This window comes from Leptotrichia sp. oral taxon 221, from assembly GCF_018128245.1.
GTDB lineage: Bacteria > Fusobacteriota > Fusobacteriia > Fusobacteriales > Leptotrichiaceae > JABCPH02.
In genome coordinates, this window is record NZ_CP072378.1 from 1,111,166 (window position 1) to 1,134,180 (window position 23,015).

The window sequence follows — 23,015 nt, forward strand, 5'->3', positions numbered from 1 at the left end:
AAATTCAGTACTTCGCTATTCTATTTATACAAAAATTTATACACTCTATTTTTAAAATTTAAACACAACAAAAAAGGGATAATTTTCAATATGAAGACTATCCCTTTTAAAAATTTTTCTATTTAATTTTTTAATTTTTAGCTTTTAATAAATCTCTTATTTCAGCTAATAATGCTTCTTCTTTTGAAGGTGCTTCTACAACTTCTTCTTCTTTTTCTTCTGGTTTAATTCTTCTTACTTTGTTAACAGCTTTTACTATCATGAAAACAGAAAATGCTATAATCAAGAAATTAACAACATTTTGAATAAACATTCCATATTTTATAGTTGCTTTTCCAATAACTATACTTAAACCTGAAAAATCAAGTCCTCCAATAATTAATCCAATAAAAGGCATAATTATATCATCTACCAATGAAGTAACTATTTTTCCAAATGCTCCCCCGATAATAACCCCAACTGCCAAGTCTAAAACATTTCCTTTAGAAATAAACTCTTTAAATTCTTTAAACATTTACAATACTCTCCTTCCTGATTTTTTAAATTTTTTAAAGTAATTATTATTTTTTCTAAAAAATATAAATTTCAATAATTTTTAAACATAGATTATTATATAATAATGTTTAAAAAAAATCAACATTTTTTTGTATTAAATACAAATTTATTATAAAATCATCTTTTGTTTTTTATTATTTTGTATATCTGTAATGTATATTTTTTTCCTTCAAAAATTCAAGATTATTGATAGCAAATGCTGTGAGTATAAACCGTAAATTTTTAACATTTTTATGTTGGGAAATTACTACAAAATAATATAATTTTCCTATTCGCTTTTGATAAAAATGTTCTTTCTTTGATTTTGATTGTTTTGTCACAAAATCTGGATCTTCTAGGACTTTTTCTATTAATTCTAATGACATTTCAGGATGTTTAGGCAATATATGATTTTCATACTGCTCTTTTTTCATAACTACCTTCTGATGCAATTTAGCGTCAAATTCATACACAGGTATTCGTTTCCCTGTTTTTGTATATCTTAACTTTTCTATTACCAAATTTATCTTCCTCTCAGTTTCTTACAATTTCTTATCTTTTGATAAATCTTCTTGCAACGTCTTTTTTAAATTTATCATCTGCAAAAATCATAAAAACTGCTATCCAAATTAATAAATAAATTATCAAGAATATTAATAGATTCACTACAATGCCCAAACTTCCTAAAAATGAGACTTTTACTAATTTTGAAATCGTGAACGAAAGTAACGAACCTCCTAAAGAAATCACTAATATTGCTATATATTTTAATACATTAATTCTAACGTATCTTCTTTGTAGCGAAACGAAAAGTATCAAGAAATTGATCATTGCAGCAAATGAAGTTGCAAATGTCAATCCAACATGCCGATATTGTTTATATAATAAAAAATCTAACAATATATTTGTAAAAATTCCTATAAATGATGAAATTACTGGTAATTTTCTATCTTTATAAACATAATGGCTTCTAGTTAATAAATGTATTGTTGAGAAAAACAATAATCCTAATGCATAAAATTGCAATGTTTCCGATGTTAAAGTAACAGCTTTATTTGAAAAATGACCTCTTTTATATACTAAAGTTACAATTTCTCTCGCATATCCAAATAAAATAACCGATGACGGCACTATTAAAAATGCTAACATTGCCAATCCTTCTTGAACTACTTTTCTTACTTTTTTTCGTTTATTTTTTACAACTGCTCTTGATAAAGTAGGAAAAATTACGACCGATAATGAAATTGCAAATACTCCAATTGGCAATAAATATAATCTACTTGCATAATTTAACGCACTAGCTGTTCCCGCTGGAAGCATTGTTGCAAAACGGTTATCTACAATTTCATTAATTTGATATCCAAAAATTCCTATTAAAGTCGGAACCATTAACACAAACATTTCTTTTACATACGGATCTTTTAAATTAAATACAAATTTGTATGTTTTCATTATTTGAAAAAACTGTGGCAACATCATTAATAACTGGAACACTCCAGAAAGTAAATATGCTACTCCTAGACCATATATTCCCATTTTATTTTTTAATAATAAAGTTCCTACAATTATAACAAGATTAAACACGATTCCCATCGAAGCTGCAACTGCAAATTTTTTGTAATTATTTAATAACGAAGAAACTACTCCAGAAAGTGCAATAAATAAGAAATAAAATGCAACTATCTTTAATAATCCATTCGCCGCTTCAAATCTTTCTGGATCCGCAAAACCTGTTGTAATTTTTAAAATTTGTTTTGAAAACAAAATCATAATAACTGACATCGTTGAAGTAAACGCAATTATTAGATTTAAAATTGAAAACACAAATTCATCTGTTTTTTCCTTTCCCTTTTCTTCTAACCCACGATTATATATTGGAATAAATACTGTTCCCAAAGATCCTTCTCCAAATAATGTTGTAAAGAAATTGGGAATTTTTGTAGCACTGACATAGGCATCCGTCATTCCACTCGCTCCAAAAACACTTCCTATTATCATTTCCCTAACCAAACCGAGTATTCTACTCAGCATGTTAATAACCATAACTATAAAACTTGATTTAAACATTGATTTCTTACCTTTCTAAAAAAATCTATAAAATTGATACTTTTTTTATTGAAAAACTATATCCTTGCGGAATTATATCTATATTTCCATTTTTAAACATATCCAATACACACAAAAACATTGTTACAATTCTAGATTTTGTAAAATTGTTTTTTAATAATTCATTAAAATTAATTCCATTTTCTTGAAGATTTTTATTTTCTAATATTAATTTTATCTCATTGTATGCATCATTGATAGAAAATTCTTCTTCTAAATTTAATGAAAGTTTTTCTTCTTTTTTTTCGTTATTTTTCAATAACTGCTTAAAACTTTTAAATAAATTTTCCATTGTTAAACTCGAAATATCGTACTCAATTACTGCTTCCGTAACACTTTGAGAACCAGTCCTCGAATATGAAATGTTGTACTCTTTTTCATATTTTGAAAATAATTCAGAAATTTCTTTAAATATTTTGTACTCTTTAATACGCCTTTCAAGACTTTCAATCTTCTCTAATTTTTTCTCTTTATTCAAAATAGAATATGTTTTTATTTCCAGCAATTCTGTAGCCATTACCAAAAATTCAACCTTTATTTTCAAATTTTCATTCTCTTGCTCATGCAAATATTCTAAATATTCATCAATTATTTTTGAAATATTTATTTCAGCAATATTCATCTGATTTTTTTCAATCAAATGAATCAACAAATCCAAAGGCCCCTCAAAATTATCTATTTTTACTTGTATCGTAGTATTTTTCATCAATTCTTTTTCTCCAAAATTTTGAATCTGAGTTAATTTGCTCTTTTAATTCTGCTACAGAGTTAAACTTAACTTCTTTTCTTATATTTTCCAGTATTTGTACCATTATCACTTTTCCATAAATATCTTCATCAAAATCGAAAATATGAGCTTCTACACTCAAATTATCCTTATCCACTGTCGGATTTCTTCCAATATTCATCACTCCATGATAAATCCTATTCTCATCATTTTCAATTTGAACATATATTCCATAAACACCAAAACTCGGGTAAATTTTATTTTCAAATTTCAAATTTGCTGTTGGAAAACCTATCGTTCTACCTAATTTTTTCCCATGAATAACTTCTCCAATAATAATCAAATTATGGCTCAATAATTCTTTTGCCTTCAGTAATTCCGTATTCTTAATATATTGCCTAATTCGAGTACTGCTTATCACTTCATTTTCACTATCTAAAACTGGCTGTTGAATGTTTAATCCAATTCTATCTTGATAATTTGAAGAAATAATTTTTCCTAATGTCTTAATATTCCCTGATTTACCTTTCCCAAAAGTAAAATTAAAGCCACAAAAAATTTCCTTCACATTAAATTTCCTAACTAAAATCTTTTCAACAAATTCTTCAGGCGTAAAATTTTTCACATTATCAAATTCCTCTAAATACAGACACTCAATCCCTATTTTATCAATTAAAAAAGCCTTCTCAACTGGTGTCGTTATCCGATTTTCTCTTTTACTAGGATACTCATTAAATGTATAAACAATTGTCTTATAACCCTTTTCTTTTGCCTTTTCTATCGCGTTTTTCAAGATCATTTTATGACCTCTATGAACACCATCAAAATTTCCTAAAACAACGACTGTTCCATTTTCTTTTAATTCATCTAATAATTTTGATTCATTCTCAAAATTATGACAATTAATATTCTTATCAAATTTCGATATATCAGACATCATTTCACAATTTTTTGTAATTATTTTTATACCCATTTTATTTCAACTTTCTTTAATAAATTCGCTCAAAACTTTTCCATTTATCACTTTATAATTTTACATTATTTTAGAATTCTTTTCAAGCGTTGTTTTCCTATTTTTTAATAAATCGAAATAAAATTTAGGTTTAATCCAAAATTTACTAAATTTTCTGTTTTCTTAAATATCTTTTCCTATTACTAAATAACAAAAAATGACCATTTTATCTAAAAAACTATTCTTTAAATTATAATATTTTTTACATAATTTTAGGTCACTTTTTGCATTTTACTATTTTATAAAATTTCAAATCCCATTTAATTAATTATTATTCTTTCTCTTTTCAATTACTTTTTGTGCTAAATCTCCCATTAATTCTTCATATCTTACAAGTTTCATTTCAAAATATCCACGACCTTGCGTAATCGCCTTCAATTCATTCGCATATTTGAAAGTTTCAGACATTGGAGCTTCAGCAATAATTTTTTGTTTTGTACCTTTGTGAGCTTCCATTCCTAAAACACGTCCACGTTTTTTATTAATATCTCCCATTATATCCCCAATATATTCTTCTGGAACAATAATTGTAAGTTCCATGATTGGTTCAAGCAATATTGGTTTTGCCTCAAGCATTCCTTTTTTGAAAGCTAAATTTGCTGCAATTTTGAATGCTAATTCAGAAGAATCTACATCATGATAAGAACCATCATATAAAACAGCCTTTACATTAGTCACTGGATATCCTGCAAGAACTCCTTCTTTTAATGATTCCCTCAATCCTTTTTCAACCGCTGGAATATATGATTTTGGAACACTTCCACCTGTAATTGTTTCTTCAAATACAAAATCTTCATCTACATGTGAAAATTTAATTAGAACATCTCCATATTGTCCATGTCCTCCAGATTGTTTCTTGTATTTTCCTTGAACATCTGATGTTCCTTTAATTGTTTCCCTGTAAGGCACTTTCAATTCCACAGTTTTTATTGTTATTCCAAATTTTGCCTTCAATTTTTCTATAACTGTTGCACAATGAAGTTCTCCTTGTACTCCAAGAACTGTTTGACTTGTTTCAAGATTTCTATGCCAAGTAAATGACGGATCTTCTTCCATCAAACGATTCAATCCAGACGACATTTTTTCATCATCATTTTTATTCAATGGCTCTATTGCCACAAATAATTGTGGTTTTGGAAAAGTTATATCTTTTAATGGCACTTCCTTTTCACTAGTCGAAAGCGTATCAGAAGTTTTCGTACTATTAAATTTTGAAAATACAACAATATCCCCTGCAATTCCCTTTTGAACCTCATCCATTTTATTATTCACAAATGTATTAATTTTCCCAATTTTTTCCTTCGTTTTTCTATTCAAGTTAAAAACTTCCATATCTTGCTTAATTTCACCAGAATAAATTTTTGCATAAGAAACTTTTCCTAAAAAAGAATCAATTGTTGTTTTAAAAATTTGGCATGCAAAACTATTTTTTTCAGGTTGTACTTTTGCATTATCATCAGGTGATGGCAAGAAATCTTTCACTACATCAAAAGTTGTATGAAGTCCAATATTTTTCAAAGTTGAACCGCAAATTACTGGAATTACTGAACAATCAAGCACTCCTTGTCTAAGTCCACGATGAATTTCAGCTGTTGTAAATTCAACTCCATTAAAATATTTATCCATTAATTCTTCATCAGTTTCTGCAACTGCTTCCAAAAGCATTTCACGTACAGAATTTATTTCATTATCCATATCAGTTGGCATTTCTACTGTTTTACACTCATTTTTATTCTTATCAAACTCTCTTGCAAACATGTCAACTACATTAATGTGTCCTCTAAAATTTTCTCCAGTTCCCCAAGGTACATGAAATGGTGCAATCCGTTTCCCATATTTTTCCCTTAATTGTGAAAGAATTTTTTCATAATCAGCCTTTTCATTATCAATTTTATTCACAAAAATTATTCTCGGAATATTTCTGCTATCAGTCAATTCCAAAGCCGTTTCAGTCCCAACTGTCAAATCTGTAGTTCCATCAACAATAATAATTGACCCATCAACTGCCGCAAGTCCTGATTCAACTTCTCCAAAAAAATCACCATATCCAGGAATATCCACAAAATTATACTTAGCCCCTTGATATTCCACTGCGTGAAGACTCAAAGAACTCGTAATTTTAGTATCATTTTCATTCCCCACAATCCGATTAGTAAGCCCTGCTGTAAACTCCAATCCTTCCACCATATTACTCTTTCCAGACCCACTATGTCCTAGAATTCCAATGTTTCTTATGTTGCTGCTGTCATATATTCTCATAACAGTCCCTCCTATATATCTCTACTTTTTTCTATTTTCGTAAAATTCTATTTTTCAATCCCTTATATTAAATTTTAACTTGAAATTCGAAAAAAGCAAGTTAATTGAATGCTTTTTTTAATATTTTTTGATCAGTTAAATTTTAATAATATGATTCTGTCCCTGGTACTTTACCGCTTTCATCTTCTCTTATTTTATCTCCTTCTGTATATTTATATTTAATTTTATCTTTTTTATTTCTAATCTCTTCTAATCTTTCTTCTGATTCACTCATTCCCATTGATAGTGCTTTTTGATACCATTTCCTTGCTTCTGTATAATTTTCTTCCATTTCATATGTCACTCCTACATGATATGTAGAATTAGCTTGTTTGGAAGCATTTATCAAAAAATATTCTCTAGCATTGGGATAATCTAGTTTATCTAAATATAAGTTAGCTAGCGAGTATATTGCTTTAAATTCTTTTTTTCCTACTCCTATTTTTAATATTTTTTCTGCCTCGTCAATTTTTTTTAACTTTCTATACATGTTTCCCAATCCATAATAACCATCAACATCACCCATTTTTATCATTTCTTTATACAATTGTTCTGCCTTGTAAGGCTGATTATGAGTTTCATAATAGATTGCCATATTGTATCTTCCGCTTCCATCTCGCCCTTGTTTATGCCATATTTTTTCAGCTTCTGAATATTTTTCTTCCTTTCCGTACACAATTGCCAAATTATATTCTGCATCCCCATCTCCTTTATTAGCTGCCTTCTGATACCAATATTCCGCTTCTGACAACTTGTTTTTTTCATTATAAAATACAGCTAAATTATAAATCATATCTAAAACATCTCTTTCTGCACCATACTTTGTCCATTTTTCATAATTCACTTCATCTTTTTTTTCATAATAATAGTCAGATAAATATATCGAAGCTTCAGGCTTATATTTTACTAATTTCTCAAAATACATCTTTCCTATTTCAGGATTAACATCATAATTCAACTTAGCTACTGACATCATATTTTCAAGTTCATCCTGACTCATTTTGTCATTTATTTTTGATATTTCCTGCTGTATTTTCTGTTTAGTTTCCTCATTTAATTCTTTACTCCTAAAACCACATCCAGATAATATTAGCAAGGTTATCGTCAGTAAAACAATTTTTTTCATTTTTCTTCTTTAAGAAATTCTATTATTTCCCTAAACTTCTTAAATACTTCCTGTATTTTCTGAATTTCATTTTTCGTTGAATTTGATTCTTTTTGTTGAAATAAATTTTTTGGAAAATTAACCGGATATTTTTCAGGAAATCTTTTTCTATATTTTTTGTGGATAATAACATTTTGATTTTCGTCATATTTTGTAATTTCAAATGTGTAATTATTTATTTTAGTTTCTCTTTCCACTACAATTCCATTTTTATTAAAAAATTCTCTATGTTCAATTTTATCTCCATCTTTTTCTTCATAAATTATTTTTTTTACTATATTGCTTTTTATATTATCTTCATACTCTATTTCTTCTTTTAAAATACCTTTTTCATAATTTTCTTCAAAAATTAAATTTTTAGTTTCAGAATAGTATTTATACTTTCCATTTACATAATCGTTTTCATATTCTCCTTCCTCCCAAATTTGTCCATTAGGAAAATATTTAAAATATTTCCCATCTTTTAAGTCATTTTTCATAAAATATTCTTCAAAAATAGCGCCTTCTTCATTTTCTTTTTTTTGATACTTAAATCCATTAAGATTAGTATCTTTAAAATAATATTCAATATATTTGCCATTTTTTTTACCATTTTTCATAAAATATTTTGAGGAAATTTCTCCAGTTTTTTTATAATATTTCCTCCATTCTCCATTTGGTAAATCATTTATAAAATTTGCTTGTAATTCTAACTTTCCATCTTCATAATATTTTTCTAGTACCCCTTGCTTCATATTATTTACAAATTTTATAGAGTATTCCGTATTTCCATTTTCATAATAAGAATAAGCATTCTCCATAATTTTATCATTTACGTAGTAAGTTTCAGTTTTTTTATTCCCGCTTTCATAATATTCAAACCATGTTCCCTCTTTTAATCCTTCACGACAAAATCCTTTTATTTGCATTTTTCCGTTTTTATGAAAAACTATATAATCTCCATGATATTCTCCATTTTTATAATAGATTTCAGCATATTTTTCACCTGTTTCATAAAATTGTTGATACAAATCTTTTACTTTATTATTTTCAAAATTTTCTATACATTTTAAATTTCCATTATTATAATATGTTTTCCAAATTCCAGTCTTCATCCCAAAACTAATATTTCCTTCAGAATGAATTTTCCCATCTTCATATTCTAAAATTAACTTTCCATTGTATATTTCTCCTTCTTTATCAATTAAAATCATTTGTCCATGCATTTTTTTTATATCAAAAATTTCTTCAATTTTTTGATTATACTTAACTCTTTTTATTTTTTCTAAATGTTCTGTTTTCATTGTTTTTTCCCTTCTTTACTTAGATAAAACTTCAAAAGCCTTGTCATACCATTTTTTTACTTTCTCATTGAATTCTTCATCTTCAACAGGCGGAACAATATATATCCTATCTATAAAATCATCAAAATTATTTCCAAATAAATTCCATTCCCAAACTATTTCCTTTTTAGAATTTCTTCTACTTGAAAGACTCCACACTTCCTTTGTACTTTTTGATATAAATATATATCCTCCATCTGTTACTTTTATTGGAAACAAATCATCTGTCATTTCATATTTTATTTCATCATCTCTATTATCACTTGTTTCATGGTTGTATTCGTCCATTTCCATTAATACATTTTTCCCTCTCTCAACTTCTTCATCTTGTAAAGTAAGACGCCATACAAATACATCAAATTTATCTCTCTCTTTTCTTATTTGACAATATCCATCATCTGTAAACCATATTTCTTCATATTCTTCAAATAAATTTCTATATTTTTTTATTTCGTATGTTTCAAAAAATTCTTTTGTAAAATATTTACTATTTCTTTTTGTCCTTTTTGTTGTATTTTCTTTGTCAATAATTATCTCTAAATGTTCTTCCACTTTAGGTTTATCTTCTACATAATACAATTCATCCATAAATTTATCAAAATTATCTGATAATTTTATCCAGTCCCAGTCTAAATCACTCTCTTCATCTATATGCTGATAAAATGCCCATACTTCCTCATCGTTATCTAAGAAAATATTTTCATTTTCTCCTATATAAATGGCTTCATTATTTTCAAAGCAGTCATACTCTATTTCTTTATCTGAATTTTCCCCATATTCTAATATATGATTTTCTTCATCCAGTTCTTTTAAAAATTCTTTCCCTACTTCAATTGATTCATCACTAAATACAAGTTTATATAAACTATATTCTTTTATAAATTCATCATCTTCTTTTCTTTTACAATATACTGTTCCATTTAATGATTTAAAATATATTTCTTCATATTTTTCTATTAATTCTCGGTATTTAATTATCTTATATTTTCCAAAAAATTCTTTTGTAAAATATTTACTTTCTTCTATTCTTTCTTTTGATTTTGTATAATCTATTATTTTTTCTAAATGTTCCATTTTCATTGTTTTTTCCCTTCTATCATTTCAACAAAATCATGATAAAATTTATCTACCTTCTCATTAAATTCTTCTTCATTTTCATCTGGTATACAATATAACTTATCTATAAACTCATCAAAAGTATCAGCCAACTTTTTCCATTCCCATCTATTCTCTTCTTCCATAAAATGTAAAAACCACACTTCCTTTGTATCTTTTGAAATAAATAAATGTCTTTCAAAAACTCCATCCAGTAATGAAACAAAATTATCCGTTAAATAATAGTCCACTTCCGTAGTTTCACTATTTTCTTTTAGTGAATGGCTATATTCATCAGATTCCATTAATATGTTAAACTCTTTTTCCACTATTTCATTTGATAAATAAAATTCAATTAAATATAAATCTTTATTTACATCTTTTTCTTCTCCTACTTGAATATATGTATCATAATTAAATAATATATATTCGTATTCCTCCAATAAATCTCTATATTTTGTTATTCCACATTTTTCAAAAAATTCTTCTGTAAAATATTTGCTTTTCTCTGTTCTTTTTTCGCTATCTTCATAATTTATTATTTCTCTTAAATGATGTTCTCTTGTCATTTTATTTTCCTTCTTTCTTAGATAAAACTTCAAAAGCCTTATCATACCATTTCTTTACTTTTTCATTAAATTCTTCATCTTCAACAGGTGGAACAATATATATCCTATCTATAAAATCATCAAAATTATTTCCAAATAAATTCCATTCCCAAACTATTTCCTTTTTAGAATTTCTTCTACTTGAAAAACTCCATACTTCCTTTGTACTTTTTGATATGAATATATATCCTCCATCTGTTACTTGTATTGGAAATAAATCATCTGTCATTTCGTATTTTATTTCATCATCTCTATTATCACTTGTTTCATGGTTGTATTCGTCCATTTCCATTAATATGTTTTTTCCTCTCTCTACTTCTTCATCTTGTAAAGTAAGATACCCTACATATTCATCAAATTTATCTTTCTCTTTTCTTATTCGACAATATCCTTCATCTGTAAACGATATTTTTTCATATTCCTTAAATAAATTTCTATATTTTTTTATTTCGTATGTTTCAAAAAATTCTTCTGTAAAATATTTACTATTTCTTTCTGTCCTTTTTATCGTATTTTCCTTGTCAATAATTACTTCTAAATGTTCTTTCACTTTAGGTTTATCTTCCACATAATACAATTCATCAATAAATTTATCAAAATTATCCGATAATTCTGCCCAGTCCCAGTCTAAATCACCCTCTTCATCTATATGCTGATAAAATGCCCATACAACACCTTCTGTATCAATAAACAGATATTCCTTATCACTTATATAAATTGCAAAACTATTTTCAGATAGTTCATATTCAATTTTATCAGTTGAACTTTCACCATATTTTTCCCAATGCAGTTCTTCATCCATCCTTCTTAAAAAATGTTTTCCATTTTCAAAAATTTTATCACTAAATTCAATTTTATAGAGACTATATTCTTTCACAAATTTATCATTTTTTTTCTTTTACAATAAACTGTTCCATCTTCTGATTTAAAGTATATTTCTTCATATTTTTCTATTAATTCCCTATATTTTGTTATTCTACATTTTTTAAAAAATTCTTTTGTAAAATATTTACTTTCTTTTATTCTTTCTTTTGATTTTGTATAATCTATTATTCTTTCTAAATGTTCTGTTTTCATTATTCTATCCCTTTCTTTTTTGTTGATTTTTTAGATTTTTTTTGTGAGATACCATTTCTTTTTCTTTTTTTTAATCTCTTAACATTTTACTTCTTCACTACTTATTAAATTTACTCCGATATTCCTCCATTTCTTTAAGCAGTTCTTCCTGTTTTTTATCTTCAGGAACCTTACCTAAATATTTATAACAATAATATTCGTGACGTTTCATAGGAGTATACGCACTTCCAAACCATTTTGTATAATCAAAATTTATTGTTAATTTCATATCTTCATTAACACTTACTACAATCGTTTGCCATAATTTTAGTTCGTTATCTATAAATATTTCTTTCAAATCATAAACTGTATCAAATAGTAAACTTGACTTTTTTCTAAATTCATCTTTTGGAATGTTATATTTTTCAGGAATATCTAAAGAATATATGTATTCATTTTTATTCACATCTTCATCAAAATAAAAATATACACCTCCCCCACTTGAATCATCTGCCAGTTCTCCAAATAAATAAAAAGTATTCCATACTACAGGTATCATTTCATTCACTTGCTCAGCTATACTTTTAAAATATTCATCCATTCTATTTGTTAATTTTTCATTCATTTACTTTCCACCTCTCCTATTCATTATTTCTCTTGTAAATACTTTAAAAAATTAATTTTATTACTTATATTTATCCATCATTAACGATTTATTTTCTTTTCATCTAAATATTTTTTACCATTTTTCATTTCTTAATTCTAGCATATAAGATTATTTATTAAAGGCTAACTTCATAAATATTTGAATAAAATTAAATTCTGTTTCTTCAACAATTACTTCTAAATTTGATAAGTCCAAATAATAAATTTTATCTTCAAATTTTCCGTTATTTTTCTTAAAACAATAAACTCCTCCACATTGATCATCACTTACTGGAAAAAAATCTTTCTCAAAAATATTTTCATAATTAAGTACATAAAAATCACTTTTCTCACATACAGAGAATATTTCTGCAAATGCAAATGTTCCACCACCGAATTTCATTTGAAACTCAATAAAAGACTCGGGTAGTTTTCCTGATAAAATTTTCTCAATATTATTTATATCTTCTATTGTGGCTTTAGGTTCATTGTCTCTAAATAAAAATAAATTTGGCTTTACTTTCATTTCATTTTCTAAAAAATTTATAAATTCTTTTGTTTTCATGTTATCCTCCTATTTATCATATATTAAGTCAGGGTATATTTGTTCTGCTCCTTGTTCTCTTGCACGATATCACCAATGTGATTCTCTGTCTGCTTTTCTCATCTCTAATTATTCCAGCCATCCCATTAAATAAACAATCACCTCTATATATGTAAATGTTTTTCCTTTCTGTAAATTTTCTATTTTCTTTCCACCTACTGGTATTATCGGAACAAAACAGTAACAGTTCTTCATATAATTCTAAGGCTTCTCTGTACATTTTTAACTCAAATTTTTTCTCCAAAAATCTTTTAATTACCTAAAAGTTCAAAAAAGTTATCCATCTCTTCCCATACGGCATTCACATCTAAAGTTTTATATTTTATCATTCCTATGAATTTATTTGCTTCACAAGTTATTACATCTGCAAAAGCTGTTGTAAACAAAGGTATTGACTCTTTTCCTCTAAAGTAAGTTTCTTCTACTAATTCTTTATAATCATCTGGATTTATTACTCTTAGATACCCATTCAAAAAACTTCCCAATCCATAATTTTCCCAGATTTCTATAATCTCATCTGGCACTTGCCCTTTATATTTTTCTATAACTTCTTTCGGCATTTCTTTTTCTTTTTTAAAATCTCTTAACATTTTATTCCTCTCATAAATACTCTAAAAAATTAATTTTATTATTTGTATTTATCCATTATCCATTTATTCTTAATATAATTTTCTTTTACTTTTTCAGTATTTCCTTTATCAAAAAAATCTTTTATTACTTCACGAACAAATTCCTTATCTTCCATAAACATACTCAATGGGACTTTATCCAGATTATTATCTATTAAATCTAGATAATTTGGATAATATGTCAATGCTATCGGTGCATTTGGATTTATATAATAATAATATTCATAATCTTCTTTCTCATCTTCATCAAATACTTCCAAAAAAATTTTTCCATTTAGTATTTTTATGCTTAAACTTTTAGATATATAATGATTATTTTCTACTACATCAATCAAATCTAACCCTACTCCTTGTGAAACATATTTAAATTTTAGTGACTTTTTATATTTTATTTCAAACATTTCTAATGCTTCTTCTAAATTTATTTTATTGCCATTTATTTGTCTTATATGATAACCATTTTGTTTCTGTATTCCTATTCTATAATTCATCCTTTTTATAATTATTTCATCTTTCATATTTAAATCTCTCCATTGTACAATTTCTCAAAATCTAAATTCTTCAACCATCCTGTCTTTGTTATTTCCCCATCCTCACTTATCCAGTTTCCTTCCTCGTCCAACAAATGCTTAATCAAATAGTATTTTGTTGCATAGGCTTTCTCCATCCATTCCATATTATCATCAAAGTATGTCAAGGTATATTCTGCTTTCCCATCTTTTGAAATTATAGTTTCTTCAAGAAGCTCCCCGTCAGGTATATCTTCTTCTGGAAGGTTGTACAGCATTTCCTCCACTTTCTTCAACTCCATCTTTTCTCTGAAGTCCCATTTCATATCATCTGTTTTTTCGCTTATAAATTCATCTAGTGTTTCAGTCATCACTATCTTCCTTGAACCGTCTTCCAGCTCTATGTTTTCATAACAGTTGTCATATTCAGACAGTTTCTTTTGCGACAAGTATCTATAGTAGTCATGCCCTATCCACATCTTCCAGTATACTCCTACTGGAAGTCCATTAATCGTTTTAGTATGTCCAGGATTTTTACTTATATCTATCCTAAACTCATTACCTATTTTTACAACCCTGTCTTCTATTAATTTCCCTCCAGCTTCCTCAAAGCCTTCTATATCCTCTTCGTTTTCTAAATATCTATACGTATCATCTTCCAAAAATCCAATATCTGCTTGAATTTTTTGGAATAAATTAGATATAACATTATCAATTTCTTCTTTATTTTCCATATATACTTCTTTATTCATTGAAATATACATTCTATTTGGATTATATGATATTGACGGATCTAATAAACTTTTTCCATTTATAAAAATCGTATGATATTTATTTTTATATTTTTCATTTGATATTTCTTCAAAAAATTTCTTTTCATTAAATTTTTTATCATAAGCCTTATTTGTAAACGAGGCTACTATTCTCATTCTGTCAGGTTTTACATAGTTTAAAAAGAATTTAAAAAATTCTTGGATCCCTTTATAATTTTCTTTTTGAGAATATAATTCTATACTTGTATCTTTCATTTCTTTCATCTCCTTTAAAATTTACTTTCTACTATTTCTATATATTTTACCCCTCTTTCTTCAGCTATTTTTTTTAATTCACCTGCAGAAAAAGGTATCTTTGAACCAGGAGGTACTTCTATTATCAATGCTCTCTGGTTCTTAGGTATGGATTTTGGATACCCTCTCATTATAAATTATTTGTTTTAATCCATCTCACATTTTTCAAAAATATTACTCATAGTTATTTTCTCTTTCTAACTTTTTTAAATTTTTTTCTGCCAATTCTTTTATAGATTCATCTTTAAAGTTTTTTAATTCTTTATATATTTCTTTAGCTTCTTTATATTGTCCTTGTTCCTTATATACTGCTGCCAATCCAAATAATAATTTTAATTTTCTCCCATGTTTTTCAATTCCTTTTAAATAGTATTTCTCTGCTTCACTGTATTTCCCTTGTTCTGAATAAAAATCTCCCAATAAAAATTCTGCATTTTCATAATTTTCTTTTTCCATTCTCATATATATTTTTTCTGCTTCTTCATAACTACCTTCAATTCTATAAAAATTTGCAAACCATTCTCTTACTTTATAATTTTTTTCTCCTTCTTTCTCAAAAAATTTAATAATTTTTTCCCTTTCATTTCCTTTTAATTTGTTCTCTTTTCTACCAATAACATAATCTAAAATTATAAAATCTGACCAAGACTCATCACCTTGTTCAACAACTTTCATACGATAATCTATAGATTTATCAAATTCTCCTTTTTCCTGATAATACCGTGAAATATCTTTACTCGCATTCAAAACACCTTTATCAGAGGCTTTTTTTATATATTCTATATATTTTCTCTCACTTCCTCTTTTTCTGTAAAGAATTGCTAAATAATAGTTAGCCATTGGTACAAACTCTGAGGCTTCTTCATAATACATTTTTGCAATTTCATAGTTTTTTTTCTCGTTTTGTATTTCACCTTTTTTAAATAGTTCTTCTGCCTTCTCCTTTGAAGGATTTTTCTTAAATTCCTTGACTTCACTTTTTACCTTATTTATTATTTTTCTCTCTTCATTATTTAATTTTGAATTTCCACAGCTTATTACCAAAAAACCGAACATTAAAATTGAAATTAATATTTTTTTATACATTTTTATCTCCACCTTAAATATTTTTTATTTATTTACAAGTACATTTGCTTCATCATTTAATACTAATACTCCATCCTAAGTAATTTTAGTATCTCTATTTGATTGAACACTCGTATTTTTTTGTGCTATCACTAAATCTATTGTATTCATATTTTTGCTATTCATTAGTTTTCTCCATTTCCTTTAAAAATTCTTTTGCTTTTAAATTTCCTTTATTAGCAGCTTCTTCTAATAATTTTTTTGCCTCTTTATATCTTTTGTTAGAATAATACAAGATTCCTAAATTATAAATTGCTGCTTCACTTCCATCTCCACCCATCTGAATAGCCTCTTTGTATAATTTTTCTGCTTTATTTTCTTCAAGTTGAAGCATATATACAACCCCAAGATTTGTTAAATATCTCGCAGTTTTTTTTATTGAAATGGCTTTTTTATAATATTTTTCAGCTTCTTTATAGTTTTTTTGATTTTTATACAACATTCCTATTTCAATAAGAGCATCTGTGTATTTTGGATCTTTTTGTAATATCATATCAAACATCTTTTTTGCTTTTTCAAAATTATTTTCATCACTATATTTCATTCCAAGTATAAACATCGCTTTGGTATCTCCATTTTTAACTTCTTTATCATACAATGCTTTTGCTTCGGAATTTCTTCCTAAATCTTCATACATCTCGGCTAGTGCCTTATAAGCATTTGGAACTCCCAGGTTCATTGCCTTTTTATAAAGTTTCTCCGCTTCCTCATACTTTCCCTCTCTTCTTCTAAAAAAAGCAAAATTATAGATACCATCTCTATCATTTTTTTCTTCCAATTCCTTATATAGTCTTTCTGCTTCAATTTTTTTATTTCTTTTAGCATATATATTTGCAAGATTGTTAATCGCCATTAATATTGACGGATGTTCAACTTTACCTTGCTCAAATTTTTTTAAGATATTTTCATAAACTTCCATTGCTTTTTCTTGATTATGTCTATACTGTTCATAATAAACTCCTAGATTGTATTCCGCTTCTATCAAATTATGCTGCCTTCCATAAAGATTCCATTTTTCAAAATTTTTATTGTCACCTTTTTCCAGATAATAATTAGCTAAATACGTAGAAGCTTCTGGTTTGTATATTATAACTTCATCCAACATTTTTTTTGACTGTTCAGGATATTTTTTAAAATTAAGCTGGGCTGTCAAAAATATATCCTCTATATCCTGTTTAGTAGGATTCTTTTTTAAATATTGATATTTTGTGCTTTTAAAGGACGGATTTAATTTTCCAACTGTAAAAATTATTCCAAATACGAATACAATTCCTAATAAATATATCTTCAGAACTTTTTTACTAAATTTTTTCATTTCCTCTTCCTTTTTATACCTTTTATCCTGCATTAATGTAATTTTATCTATTTGTTTTTTTCTTAATTTTCTCATTTTTTCTCCAAACATCTTTAATCATTAATCTTCTTTTATAAATTTAGTAAATAAAATATAACTTATGATAAATTCTTGTAAAATGTCAAATATTTTGAAAACATTAACAAAGCGAAATATATCACAAGTTATGATTATTTTATCATAAATGATAGAAATAAACTAGAAATTTTATTGTGACTTTGCATTAACATTTTTTGTTTTATTTGAAGATTTTTAGTTGAATACTCTTTTTTTGAATTTTTAAATTATCATTCTGCAAATATTTTTTAATGTATTCTATAATCAGCTAAAAAAGGATATATTCAATCAAAAATAGTTTTTTTGATATAAAATATTTTCTCTATAAACTTTATATCGTAAAATAAAATTTTATAAATAAAATAAAACTGCCTCAAAATAATATACATTATTCACGAGACAGTTTTTATTCGCTATTAAAAGCTCAAAAAATGATTTAATTTTTTATTTTTAATTTAATCTGTAGGTCATTGCCACTATGAACTCTTAATTTCAATATAAACTATTATATACGTTTATAATTCTGTTATACTGCTATTCTTTTTCTTCCGATTTTCTCTCTCTTCTTTCTTTTTTTCACGTTTATCCATTCTTTCATTTTCTCTTTCACGGACATAATAACAAAAATCACTTACACTATCTGATAAAGCACAATACAATCCAAAACAAGAATTTGTCAAAAATATTATTGACAACAGTAATAATATTATCTTTACTTTAATTAGGTATTTCATCTCTTAACCACCTCAAATAAGTATTTATTTCCGGAACTGAAACATTTACTTTTTCAGGACGTTCTATGTTTATATTTTCCATATGATTTATACTGTTCAGTTCTTTATCATGATATCTTCCATTCTCATAGTTAGTTATCATTCTGCTTCTGTTTAACTCATTTGCTGTAATTAACTACCCTTTGAAAAAATCTTTTGTTTCTATTCATTAATTATAAATATTATTCTAAAATTATTTTCTTTGTTCAGAAGTACTACCTTTTTTAAATTTGTATCATAAGCATATGCTAATCCGCTATCATCTATCAGATATACGTTATTTTCCAGCTTTAATCTTGATTTTTTTTCTTTTACTGGAACATCTTCTCCCAGGATAGGAGATTCATCAATATATTCAGTTATAAAATAACCTTTACTGTCCTTTTCTATTTTAAAGCTGTCTGCTGTATCTGGATATCCAAAATTCTTATTTAGAAGTTTTTCTTCATGAAGTTTTCCATCTGTTGTAAATTTTTTATTTATTCCTATTCCATAAGTCATTTCTTCTTCTGATTTTGCAGATGTATTTTTTTCTTGTTTTTTTTCTTTTACTTTCTGCACAACATCTTTTTTTACAGGTTTTTCTTCTTTCTTACTACAGAATATTAAGTTTACTGACAATACTGATATTACTAACAGTAAAAAAAATCTTTTTCCAACTATTCTCATAATACTTCTCCTTATTTTTTATTTTATTATAACATATTTTTTTCACAAAGGATACTAATTTATCTTTTTTTGAAACAAATTCCTAAAAATATTGTATAATATATTAATAAAAGAATTTTTTGAAATGAAAAAAGGTGATGATAAAAATGAATAAAATTGATTTACTTCAAAAAATAATTGATGAAAGCAAAAAAATTGTCTTTTTTGGAGGTGCTGGTGTTTCTACAGAATCGGGAATTCCTGATTTTAGAAGTGCTAATGGCGTTTACAGTTTGAAATTAGACAGAAATTTTTCTCCAGAGGAACTTGTTTCTCACACAATGTACGAAAGATATCCAAAAGAATTTTACGACTTTTACAAAAAACATCTTGTTTATCCAAATGCCAAACCAAACTTTGCTCACAAATACTTAGCAAAATTAGAGAAAGAAGGAAAATTGTCGGCTGTAATAACTCAAAATATTGACTGTTTACATGAAATGGCTGGGAGCAAAAATGTTTTAAAATTACATGGAACAGTTGATAGTAATACTTGTGTTAGTTGTGGTAAAAAATATAATTTGGAAGAATTTTTGGAAATTTGTGACAAGGAAAACGTTCCACACTGTCCAAAATGTGGCGGAATTATAAAACCTGATGTTACTTTATATGAAGAAGTGCCTGATCAACTTACTTTTTCAAAAGCAATAAATGAAATTTCAAAAGCTGACACATTAATTATAGGTGGAACTTCACTTATCGTATATCCAGCAGCTTCCCTCATTCAATATTTTCAAGGAAAAAATCTTGTTTTAATCAATAAATCTCAAACTAAACAAGATAATTTTGCAAATTTGGTTATACATGAAAGTATTGGAGAGGTTTTTAAGAAATTGAGATAAAGATTTGTTATAAAAATTATTTTGAAAATAAAAGAATAAATTTTTAAAAAATTTAAGAAATATTATTTTTTATAAAGTTATAATATGCTAGAGAGTACAGCAAAACTTTTTTACTACATGTGTATGCATACTCAAATCTATTTAAAATCAAATTACTAAAATTGTATAAATTTAGATTTTGAATAAATAGCCATACCTTTTGAGTTTAGTTTTAAAGTAGTTTTACTATAAAACAAATTTTATAGATTACTGTACTCTCTTTCTCTTCACAAAAATCATTTAAAATCATTTATCTTCCAAAAATTTCTTTCATTCCTCCAGAAATTCCTTCAATAATATGTGTAGCATTAACAACATACTGCTCTTTCAATAATTTATCTCCAATAAATCCATGCAAATAAGCACCTATCAAGGCAGAATGTAACAAATCATACTTTTGACCAGCAAATGAAGCTATAATTCCTGTTAAACAGTCTCCCATGCCACCGTTTGCCATATGCGAGTTTCCAGTACTATTTACAAATAGTTGTTCTCCATCAGTTACAATCGTATTTTTCCCCTTTAAAAGCAATACAATTTTATATTTTTTCGCAAAATCAACTGCTTTTTGAAATCTATTTTCCAAAATTTCATTTGACGAAAAACCTGTTAATCTTGAAAATTCAATTATGTGTGGCGTTAAAATACTTCTATTCTGTATTTTTTCAAACAATTCTTGATTTTCTGACAATAAATTCAACGCATCTGCATCCAAAACAAGACGAATTTTATTACCTTTTTTATTTTTCTCAATACTAATTAATTTTTTTAAAATCTCAAGTGATTTTTGTTTTTTTCCAATTCCAGGTCCAATCGCAATAACATCACTATTTAAGATTTCATTTTCTAATTTTTCAAAACTTTCTTCTATATTTTCAAAATTTATCGGAAAACTCATAGCTTCTGGAACAAACACATTCAACGAAAAATTATTCTTATCTGTAATCAAAGTCGTTAATCCTGTTCCACTTCTCACACAAGATTTTGTCACAAGATTCCCAGCTCCATAAAATCCACTACTTCCAGCATAAATCAACACTTTCCCAAAATCACCCTTATGAGAATTTTCATCTCTTTCAACATGAAAAGATTTAATCATTTCTCCAGTCAAATAATACTCATTCACAAGCTGAATAATATTCCCTTCATTCAAGCCAATATTTTCAACAATTACTTCACCTAAATATTTTTTCGCTACAGGATTCAAAAATCCCTTTTTGTAAGTCACAAAAGAAATAGTAACGTCTGCATTTACCGAAATCCCCATAATATCCCCAGTATCTCCATTAATTCCCGACGGAATATCAATCGAATAAACTTTTTTCTTTTTACAATTTTCATTTATTTTCAAAATCACATCTTTGTAAACGCCTCTTATCTCAGAATTCAACCCTGTTCCAAAAATTCCTTCAATAACAACATCACATTCTACGAATAATTTTTCAAGCTCCTCCAAATTATAGAAAATCTCAATTCCAGAATTTTTACAAATTTCATAATTTACAAAACAATCATTACTCATGTTCTCATCACTTATACAAAAAATCTTTACTTTCTTCCCTTTTGAAAATAATTGTCGTGCAATCGCATAACCGTCGCCACCATTATTCCCTTTTCCACAAATAATAAGAAAATTGTCCTCGTTTTCATCAATATGTTTTACAAAAGAAATCGCTGCATTTTCCATAAGCACTATACTCGGTATTTTCAACTCATTAATCGCAAAACTATCAATCTTTTTTGTAGTTTCATTTCCACCTAATAACACTTTTATCGCCTTCTCTCGCTATTTTTTTATTTTATAATATTTATACCTTTTTTAAAAGATATCAAAATTTTCATAATAAAAAAAACTATTTTAAAGAATATAACTACCTACCAATATTCATTGCTTAGTTTCCCAATATTCTTACTAAAATAGTTTTTTCCTAATTTTAATAAATTCCTATTTTCTTGCTTTATGCAAATTACATTTAAAAGTCAAATTACTAAATTTTTTGATAACTTTTGTTAAAAAATAACCTCGTCAATATATTCAACATTTGGTAATCTATCAAACAATCCTATTTGACTAAATAATTCTTTACCTGTCGTACTTCCATAAAATTTTGAAGTTTTTGTTTTTACATCATAAACATATTTTCCAATTATAAAAAAATTATTTTCTTCTGGCATTAAACCATAAAATCTAATAACTTCTTTATCAGGTAAAGGCACTGTTCCCAAATTACTCGTATCTAATTTTGAGAAAAAAGTTTTGTATTCTTCCAATTTTTTATAAAATCTGTTTTTAAATTCTTCATTTGTTGTTTGATCTGTCAATTTCAATCCAACTCCTAAAGTTAAATCATAGCTATCATTTTCTATTAAATAATAAGCCATTTTCATATCTTCAGAATCACAAAAAATGTCATTTGTTTTCTTTTCAGATTTTACTTTATTTATCATTCTATTTAATAATAAATCGGGACCATTTATAAAATTACAATCACAAAATCCTTGTAATGCCACTAAAAATAACGATGACAATACTAATTTTTTCATACATTACTCCCTTCTTTTTTAAAATAACATTTGTTTTTTAATTATAGCACATTTTTTAATCTAATTCAATGGACTAGAAAATCATAATTTCACAATTTTTTATTAATTTTCTTAAATTTCGTGTGAATTAATCAAGAAAAATCTTCTTAAAATCCATATATATATGTAAATTTCAAGTATTTGCGAAATAAATATA

At 26.3% G+C, this 23,015-nt stretch carries 25 protein-coding genes; 1 reads left to right on the forward strand and 24 read right to left on the reverse strand.

What is annotated here, in order from left to right; all coding sequences use genetic code 11:
* Positions 1-130 precede the first annotated feature (130 nt).
* The 22 genes from mscL to J4863_RS04925 all read right to left on the reverse strand — a co-directional run bounded on the left by mscL (position 131) and on the right by J4863_RS04925 (position 19,355).
* Positions 131-514, reverse strand: a complete 384-nt coding sequence (mscL, locus tag J4863_RS04825) for a large conductance mechanosensitive channel protein MscL (protein WP_211617645.1) — start codon at positions 512-514, stop codon at positions 131-133.
* Positions 515-689: 175 nt separating this feature from the next.
* Positions 690-1,055 carry a helicase gene (locus J4863_RS04830; protein ID WP_211617647.1) on the reverse strand — a complete coding sequence of 122 codons (366 nt, stop codon included), beginning with the start codon at positions 1,053-1,055 and terminating at the stop codon, positions 690-692.
* A 31-nt stretch (positions 1,056-1,086) separates the two neighbouring features.
* On the reverse strand, positions 1,087-2,601 hold the full coding sequence (gene murJ / locus J4863_RS04835; RefSeq protein WP_211617648.1) for a murein biosynthesis integral membrane protein MurJ: 1,515 nt from the start codon (positions 2,599-2,601) through the stop codon (positions 1,087-1,089).
* Between the two features lie 25 nt (positions 2,602-2,626).
* On the reverse strand, positions 2,627-3,346 hold the full coding sequence (locus J4863_RS04840; protein WP_211617650.1) for a ScpA family protein: 720 nt from the start codon (positions 3,344-3,346) through the stop codon (positions 2,627-2,629).
* Positions 3,312-4,340: a riboflavin biosynthesis protein RibF gene (ribF, locus tag J4863_RS04845; RefSeq protein WP_211617652.1), complete on the reverse strand. Its 1,029-nt coding sequence runs from the start codon at positions 4,338-4,340 to the stop codon at positions 3,312-3,314. Before ribF ends, J4863_RS04840 begins: the two co-directional genes overlap by 35 nt.
* 303 nt (positions 4,341-4,643) lie before the next feature.
* Positions 4,644-6,638 (reverse strand): translation factor GTPase family protein, encoded by a 1,995-nt coding sequence (locus J4863_RS04850; RefSeq protein WP_211617654.1) that lies wholly within the window; start codon positions 6,636-6,638, stop codon positions 4,644-4,646.
* A gap of 142 nt (positions 6,639-6,780) precedes the next feature.
* On the reverse strand, positions 6,781-7,803 hold the full coding sequence (locus J4863_RS04855) for a tetratricopeptide repeat protein (protein WP_211617655.1): 1,023 nt from the start codon (positions 7,801-7,803) through the stop codon (positions 6,781-6,783).
* Positions 7,800-9,125, reverse strand: a complete 1,326-nt coding sequence (locus J4863_RS04860) for a toxin-antitoxin system YwqK family antitoxin (RefSeq protein WP_211617657.1) — start codon at positions 9,123-9,125, stop codon at positions 7,800-7,802. Before J4863_RS04860 ends, J4863_RS04855 begins: the two co-directional genes overlap by 4 nt.
* 15 nt (positions 9,126-9,140) lie before the next feature.
* Positions 9,141-10,244: a hypothetical protein gene (locus J4863_RS04865; RefSeq protein ID WP_211617658.1), complete on the reverse strand. Its 1,104-nt coding sequence runs from the start codon at positions 10,242-10,244 to the stop codon at positions 9,141-9,143.
* Positions 10,241-10,828: a hypothetical protein gene (locus J4863_RS04870; RefSeq protein WP_211617660.1), complete on the reverse strand. Its 588-nt coding sequence runs from the start codon at positions 10,826-10,828 to the stop codon at positions 10,241-10,243. The genes J4863_RS04865 and J4863_RS04870 overlap by 4 nt, the downstream gene beginning before the upstream one ends.
* 1 nt (position 10,829) lies before the next feature.
* Positions 10,830-11,744, reverse strand: a complete 915-nt coding sequence (locus tag J4863_RS04875) for a hypothetical protein (protein ID WP_211617662.1) — start codon at positions 11,742-11,744, stop codon at positions 10,830-10,832.
* On the reverse strand, positions 11,741-11,944 hold the full coding sequence (locus J4863_RS04880; RefSeq protein ID WP_211617664.1) for a hypothetical protein: 204 nt from the start codon (positions 11,942-11,944) through the stop codon (positions 11,741-11,743). Before J4863_RS04880 ends, J4863_RS04875 begins: the two co-directional genes overlap by 4 nt.
* Before the next feature lie 97 nt (positions 11,945-12,041).
* Positions 12,042-12,548, reverse strand: a complete 507-nt coding sequence (locus J4863_RS04885) for an immunity protein YezG family protein (protein WP_211617665.1) — start codon at positions 12,546-12,548, stop codon at positions 12,042-12,044.
* 150 nt (positions 12,549-12,698) lie between these two features.
* A complete protein-coding gene (locus J4863_RS04890) occupies positions 12,699-13,133 on the reverse strand; it encodes an SMI1/KNR4 family protein (RefSeq protein WP_211617667.1) in 435 nt (144 codons plus the stop codon).
* A 108-nt stretch (positions 13,134-13,241) separates the two neighbouring features.
* Entirely contained in the window at positions 13,242-13,367 is a 126-nt protein-coding gene (locus J4863_RS09435) for a DUF1851 domain-containing protein (protein ID WP_249111470.1), read from the reverse strand.
* 56 nt (positions 13,368-13,423) lie between these two features.
* The gene (locus J4863_RS04895; RefSeq protein WP_211617669.1) at positions 13,424-13,762 is read right to left on the reverse strand and encodes a GAD-like domain-containing protein; all 339 of its coding nucleotides are present in this window, start codon (positions 13,760-13,762) and stop codon (positions 13,424-13,426) included.
* A gap of 38 nt (positions 13,763-13,800) precedes the next feature.
* Positions 13,801-14,319, reverse strand: a complete 519-nt coding sequence (locus tag J4863_RS04900; protein WP_211617670.1) for a hypothetical protein — start codon at positions 14,317-14,319, stop codon at positions 13,801-13,803.
* 2 nt (positions 14,320-14,321) lie between these two features.
* The gene (locus J4863_RS04905; protein WP_211617671.1) at positions 14,322-15,338 is read right to left on the reverse strand and encodes a hypothetical protein; all 1,017 of its coding nucleotides are present in this window, start codon (positions 15,336-15,338) and stop codon (positions 14,322-14,324) included.
* Positions 15,339-15,551: 213 nt separating this feature from the next.
* The gene (locus J4863_RS04910; protein WP_211617673.1) at positions 15,552-16,463 is read right to left on the reverse strand and encodes a lipopolysaccharide assembly protein LapB; all 912 of its coding nucleotides are present in this window, start codon (positions 16,461-16,463) and stop codon (positions 15,552-15,554) included.
* Between the two features lie 157 nt (positions 16,464-16,620).
* Complete coding sequence (locus J4863_RS04915; RefSeq protein ID WP_211617675.1) at positions 16,621-17,892, reverse strand: lipopolysaccharide assembly protein LapB; 1,272 nt, start codon at positions 17,890-17,892, stop codon at positions 16,621-16,623.
* A gap of 536 nt (positions 17,893-18,428) precedes the next feature.
* Complete coding sequence (locus J4863_RS04920) at positions 18,429-18,647, reverse strand: hypothetical protein (protein ID WP_211617677.1); 219 nt, start codon at positions 18,645-18,647, stop codon at positions 18,429-18,431.
* A 201-nt stretch (positions 18,648-18,848) separates the two neighbouring features.
* Positions 18,849-19,355: a pantothenate kinase gene (locus tag J4863_RS04925; RefSeq protein WP_211617678.1), complete on the reverse strand. Its 507-nt coding sequence runs from the start codon at positions 19,353-19,355 to the stop codon at positions 18,849-18,851.
* 146 nt (positions 19,356-19,501) lie between these two features.
* Here J4863_RS04925 and J4863_RS04930 point away from each other — a divergent pair, with 146 nt between their 5' ends.
* Positions 19,502-20,236: an NAD-dependent protein deacylase gene (locus tag J4863_RS04930; RefSeq protein WP_211617679.1), complete on the forward strand. Its 735-nt coding sequence runs from the start codon at positions 19,502-19,504 to the stop codon at positions 20,234-20,236.
* A 289-nt stretch (positions 20,237-20,525) separates the two neighbouring features.
* On the opposite strand, the gene J4863_RS04935 is transcribed toward J4863_RS04930, so the two are convergent.
* Together J4863_RS04935 and J4863_RS04940 are read right to left on the reverse strand one after the other, a co-directional pair.
* Positions 20,526-22,043, reverse strand: coding sequence for an NAD(P)H-hydrate dehydratase (locus J4863_RS04935; protein WP_211617681.1), 1,518 nt, complete (start codon positions 22,041-22,043; stop codon positions 20,526-20,528).
* Between the two features lie 242 nt (positions 22,044-22,285).
* Entirely contained in the window at positions 22,286-22,819 is a 534-nt protein-coding gene (locus tag J4863_RS04940) for a hypothetical protein (protein WP_211617683.1), read from the reverse strand.
* Positions 22,820-23,015 lie beyond the last annotated feature (196 nt).

What these genes read in the sequence shown, in the direction of transcription:
- mscL (WP_211617645.1), bottom strand. Translation starts at nt 514, where the DNA reads ATGTTTAAAGAATTTAAAGAGTTTATTTCTAAAGGAAATGTTTTAGAC.
- murJ (WP_211617648.1), bottom strand. Translation starts at nt 2,601, where the DNA reads ATGTTTAAATCAAGTTTTATAGTTATGGTTATTAACATGCTGAGTAGA.
- J4863_RS04840 (WP_211617650.1), bottom strand. Translation starts at nt 3,346, where the DNA reads ATGAAAAATACTACGATACAAGTAAAAATAGATAATTTTGAGGGGCCT.
- ribF (WP_211617652.1), bottom strand. Translation starts at nt 4,340, where the DNA reads ATGGGTATAAAAATAATTACAAAAAATTGTGAAATGATGTCTGATATA.
- J4863_RS04850 (WP_211617654.1), bottom strand. Translation starts at nt 6,638, where the DNA reads ATGAGAATATATGACAGCAGCAACATAAGAAACATTGGAATTCTAGGA.
- J4863_RS04855 (WP_211617655.1), bottom strand. Translation starts at nt 7,803, where the DNA reads ATGAAAAAAATTGTTTTACTGACGATAACCTTGCTAATATTATCTGGA.
- J4863_RS04860 (WP_211617657.1), bottom strand. Translation starts at nt 9,125, where the DNA reads ATGAAAACAGAACATTTAGAAAAAATAAAAAGAGTTAAGTATAATCAA.
- J4863_RS04865 (WP_211617658.1), bottom strand. Translation starts at nt 10,244, where the DNA reads ATGAAAATGGAACATTTAGAAAAAATAATAGATTATACAAAATCAAAA.
- J4863_RS04870 (WP_211617660.1), bottom strand. Translation starts at nt 10,828, where the DNA reads ATGACAAGAGAACATCATTTAAGAGAAATAATAAATTATGAAGATAGC.
- J4863_RS04880 (WP_211617664.1), bottom strand. Translation starts at nt 11,944, where the DNA reads ATGAAAACAGAACATTTAGAAAGAATAATAGATTATACAAAATCAAAA.
- J4863_RS04885 (WP_211617665.1), bottom strand. Translation starts at nt 12,548, where the DNA reads ATGAATGAAAAATTAACAAATAGAATGGATGAATATTTTAAAAGTATA.
- J4863_RS04890 (WP_211617667.1), bottom strand. Translation starts at nt 13,133, where the DNA reads ATGAAAACAAAAGAATTTATAAATTTTTTAGAAAATGAAATGAAAGTA.
- J4863_RS09435 (WP_249111470.1), bottom strand. Translation starts at nt 13,367, where the DNA reads ATGAAGAACTGTTACTGTTTTGTTCCGATAATACCAGTAGGTGGAAAG.
- J4863_RS04895 (WP_211617669.1), bottom strand. Translation starts at nt 13,762, where the DNA reads ATGTTAAGAGATTTTAAAAAAGAAAAAGAAATGCCGAAAGAAGTTATA.
- J4863_RS04900 (WP_211617670.1), bottom strand. Translation starts at nt 14,319, where the DNA reads ATGAAAGATGAAATAATTATAAAAAGGATGAATTATAGAATAGGAATA.
- J4863_RS04905 (WP_211617671.1), bottom strand. Translation starts at nt 15,338, where the DNA reads ATGAAAGATACAAGTATAGAATTATATTCTCAAAAAGAAAATTATAAA.
- J4863_RS04910 (WP_211617673.1), bottom strand. Translation starts at nt 16,463, where the DNA reads ATGTATAAAAAAATATTAATTTCAATTTTAATGTTCGGTTTTTTGGTA.
- J4863_RS04915 (WP_211617675.1), bottom strand. Translation starts at nt 17,892, where the DNA reads ATGAGAAAATTAAGAAAAAAACAAATAGATAAAATTACATTAATGCAG.
- J4863_RS04920 (WP_211617677.1), bottom strand. Translation starts at nt 18,647, where the DNA reads ATGAAATACCTAATTAAAGTAAAGATAATATTATTACTGTTGTCAATA.
- J4863_RS04925 (WP_211617678.1), bottom strand. Translation starts at nt 19,355, where the DNA reads ATGAGAATAGTTGGAAAAAGATTTTTTTTACTGTTAGTAATATCAGTA.
- J4863_RS04930 (WP_211617679.1), top strand. Translation starts at nt 19,502, where the DNA reads ATGAATAAAATTGATTTACTTCAAAAAATAATTGATGAAAGCAAAAAA.
- J4863_RS04940 (WP_211617683.1), bottom strand. Translation starts at nt 22,819, where the DNA reads ATGAAAAAATTAGTATTGTCATCGTTATTTTTAGTGGCATTACAAGGA.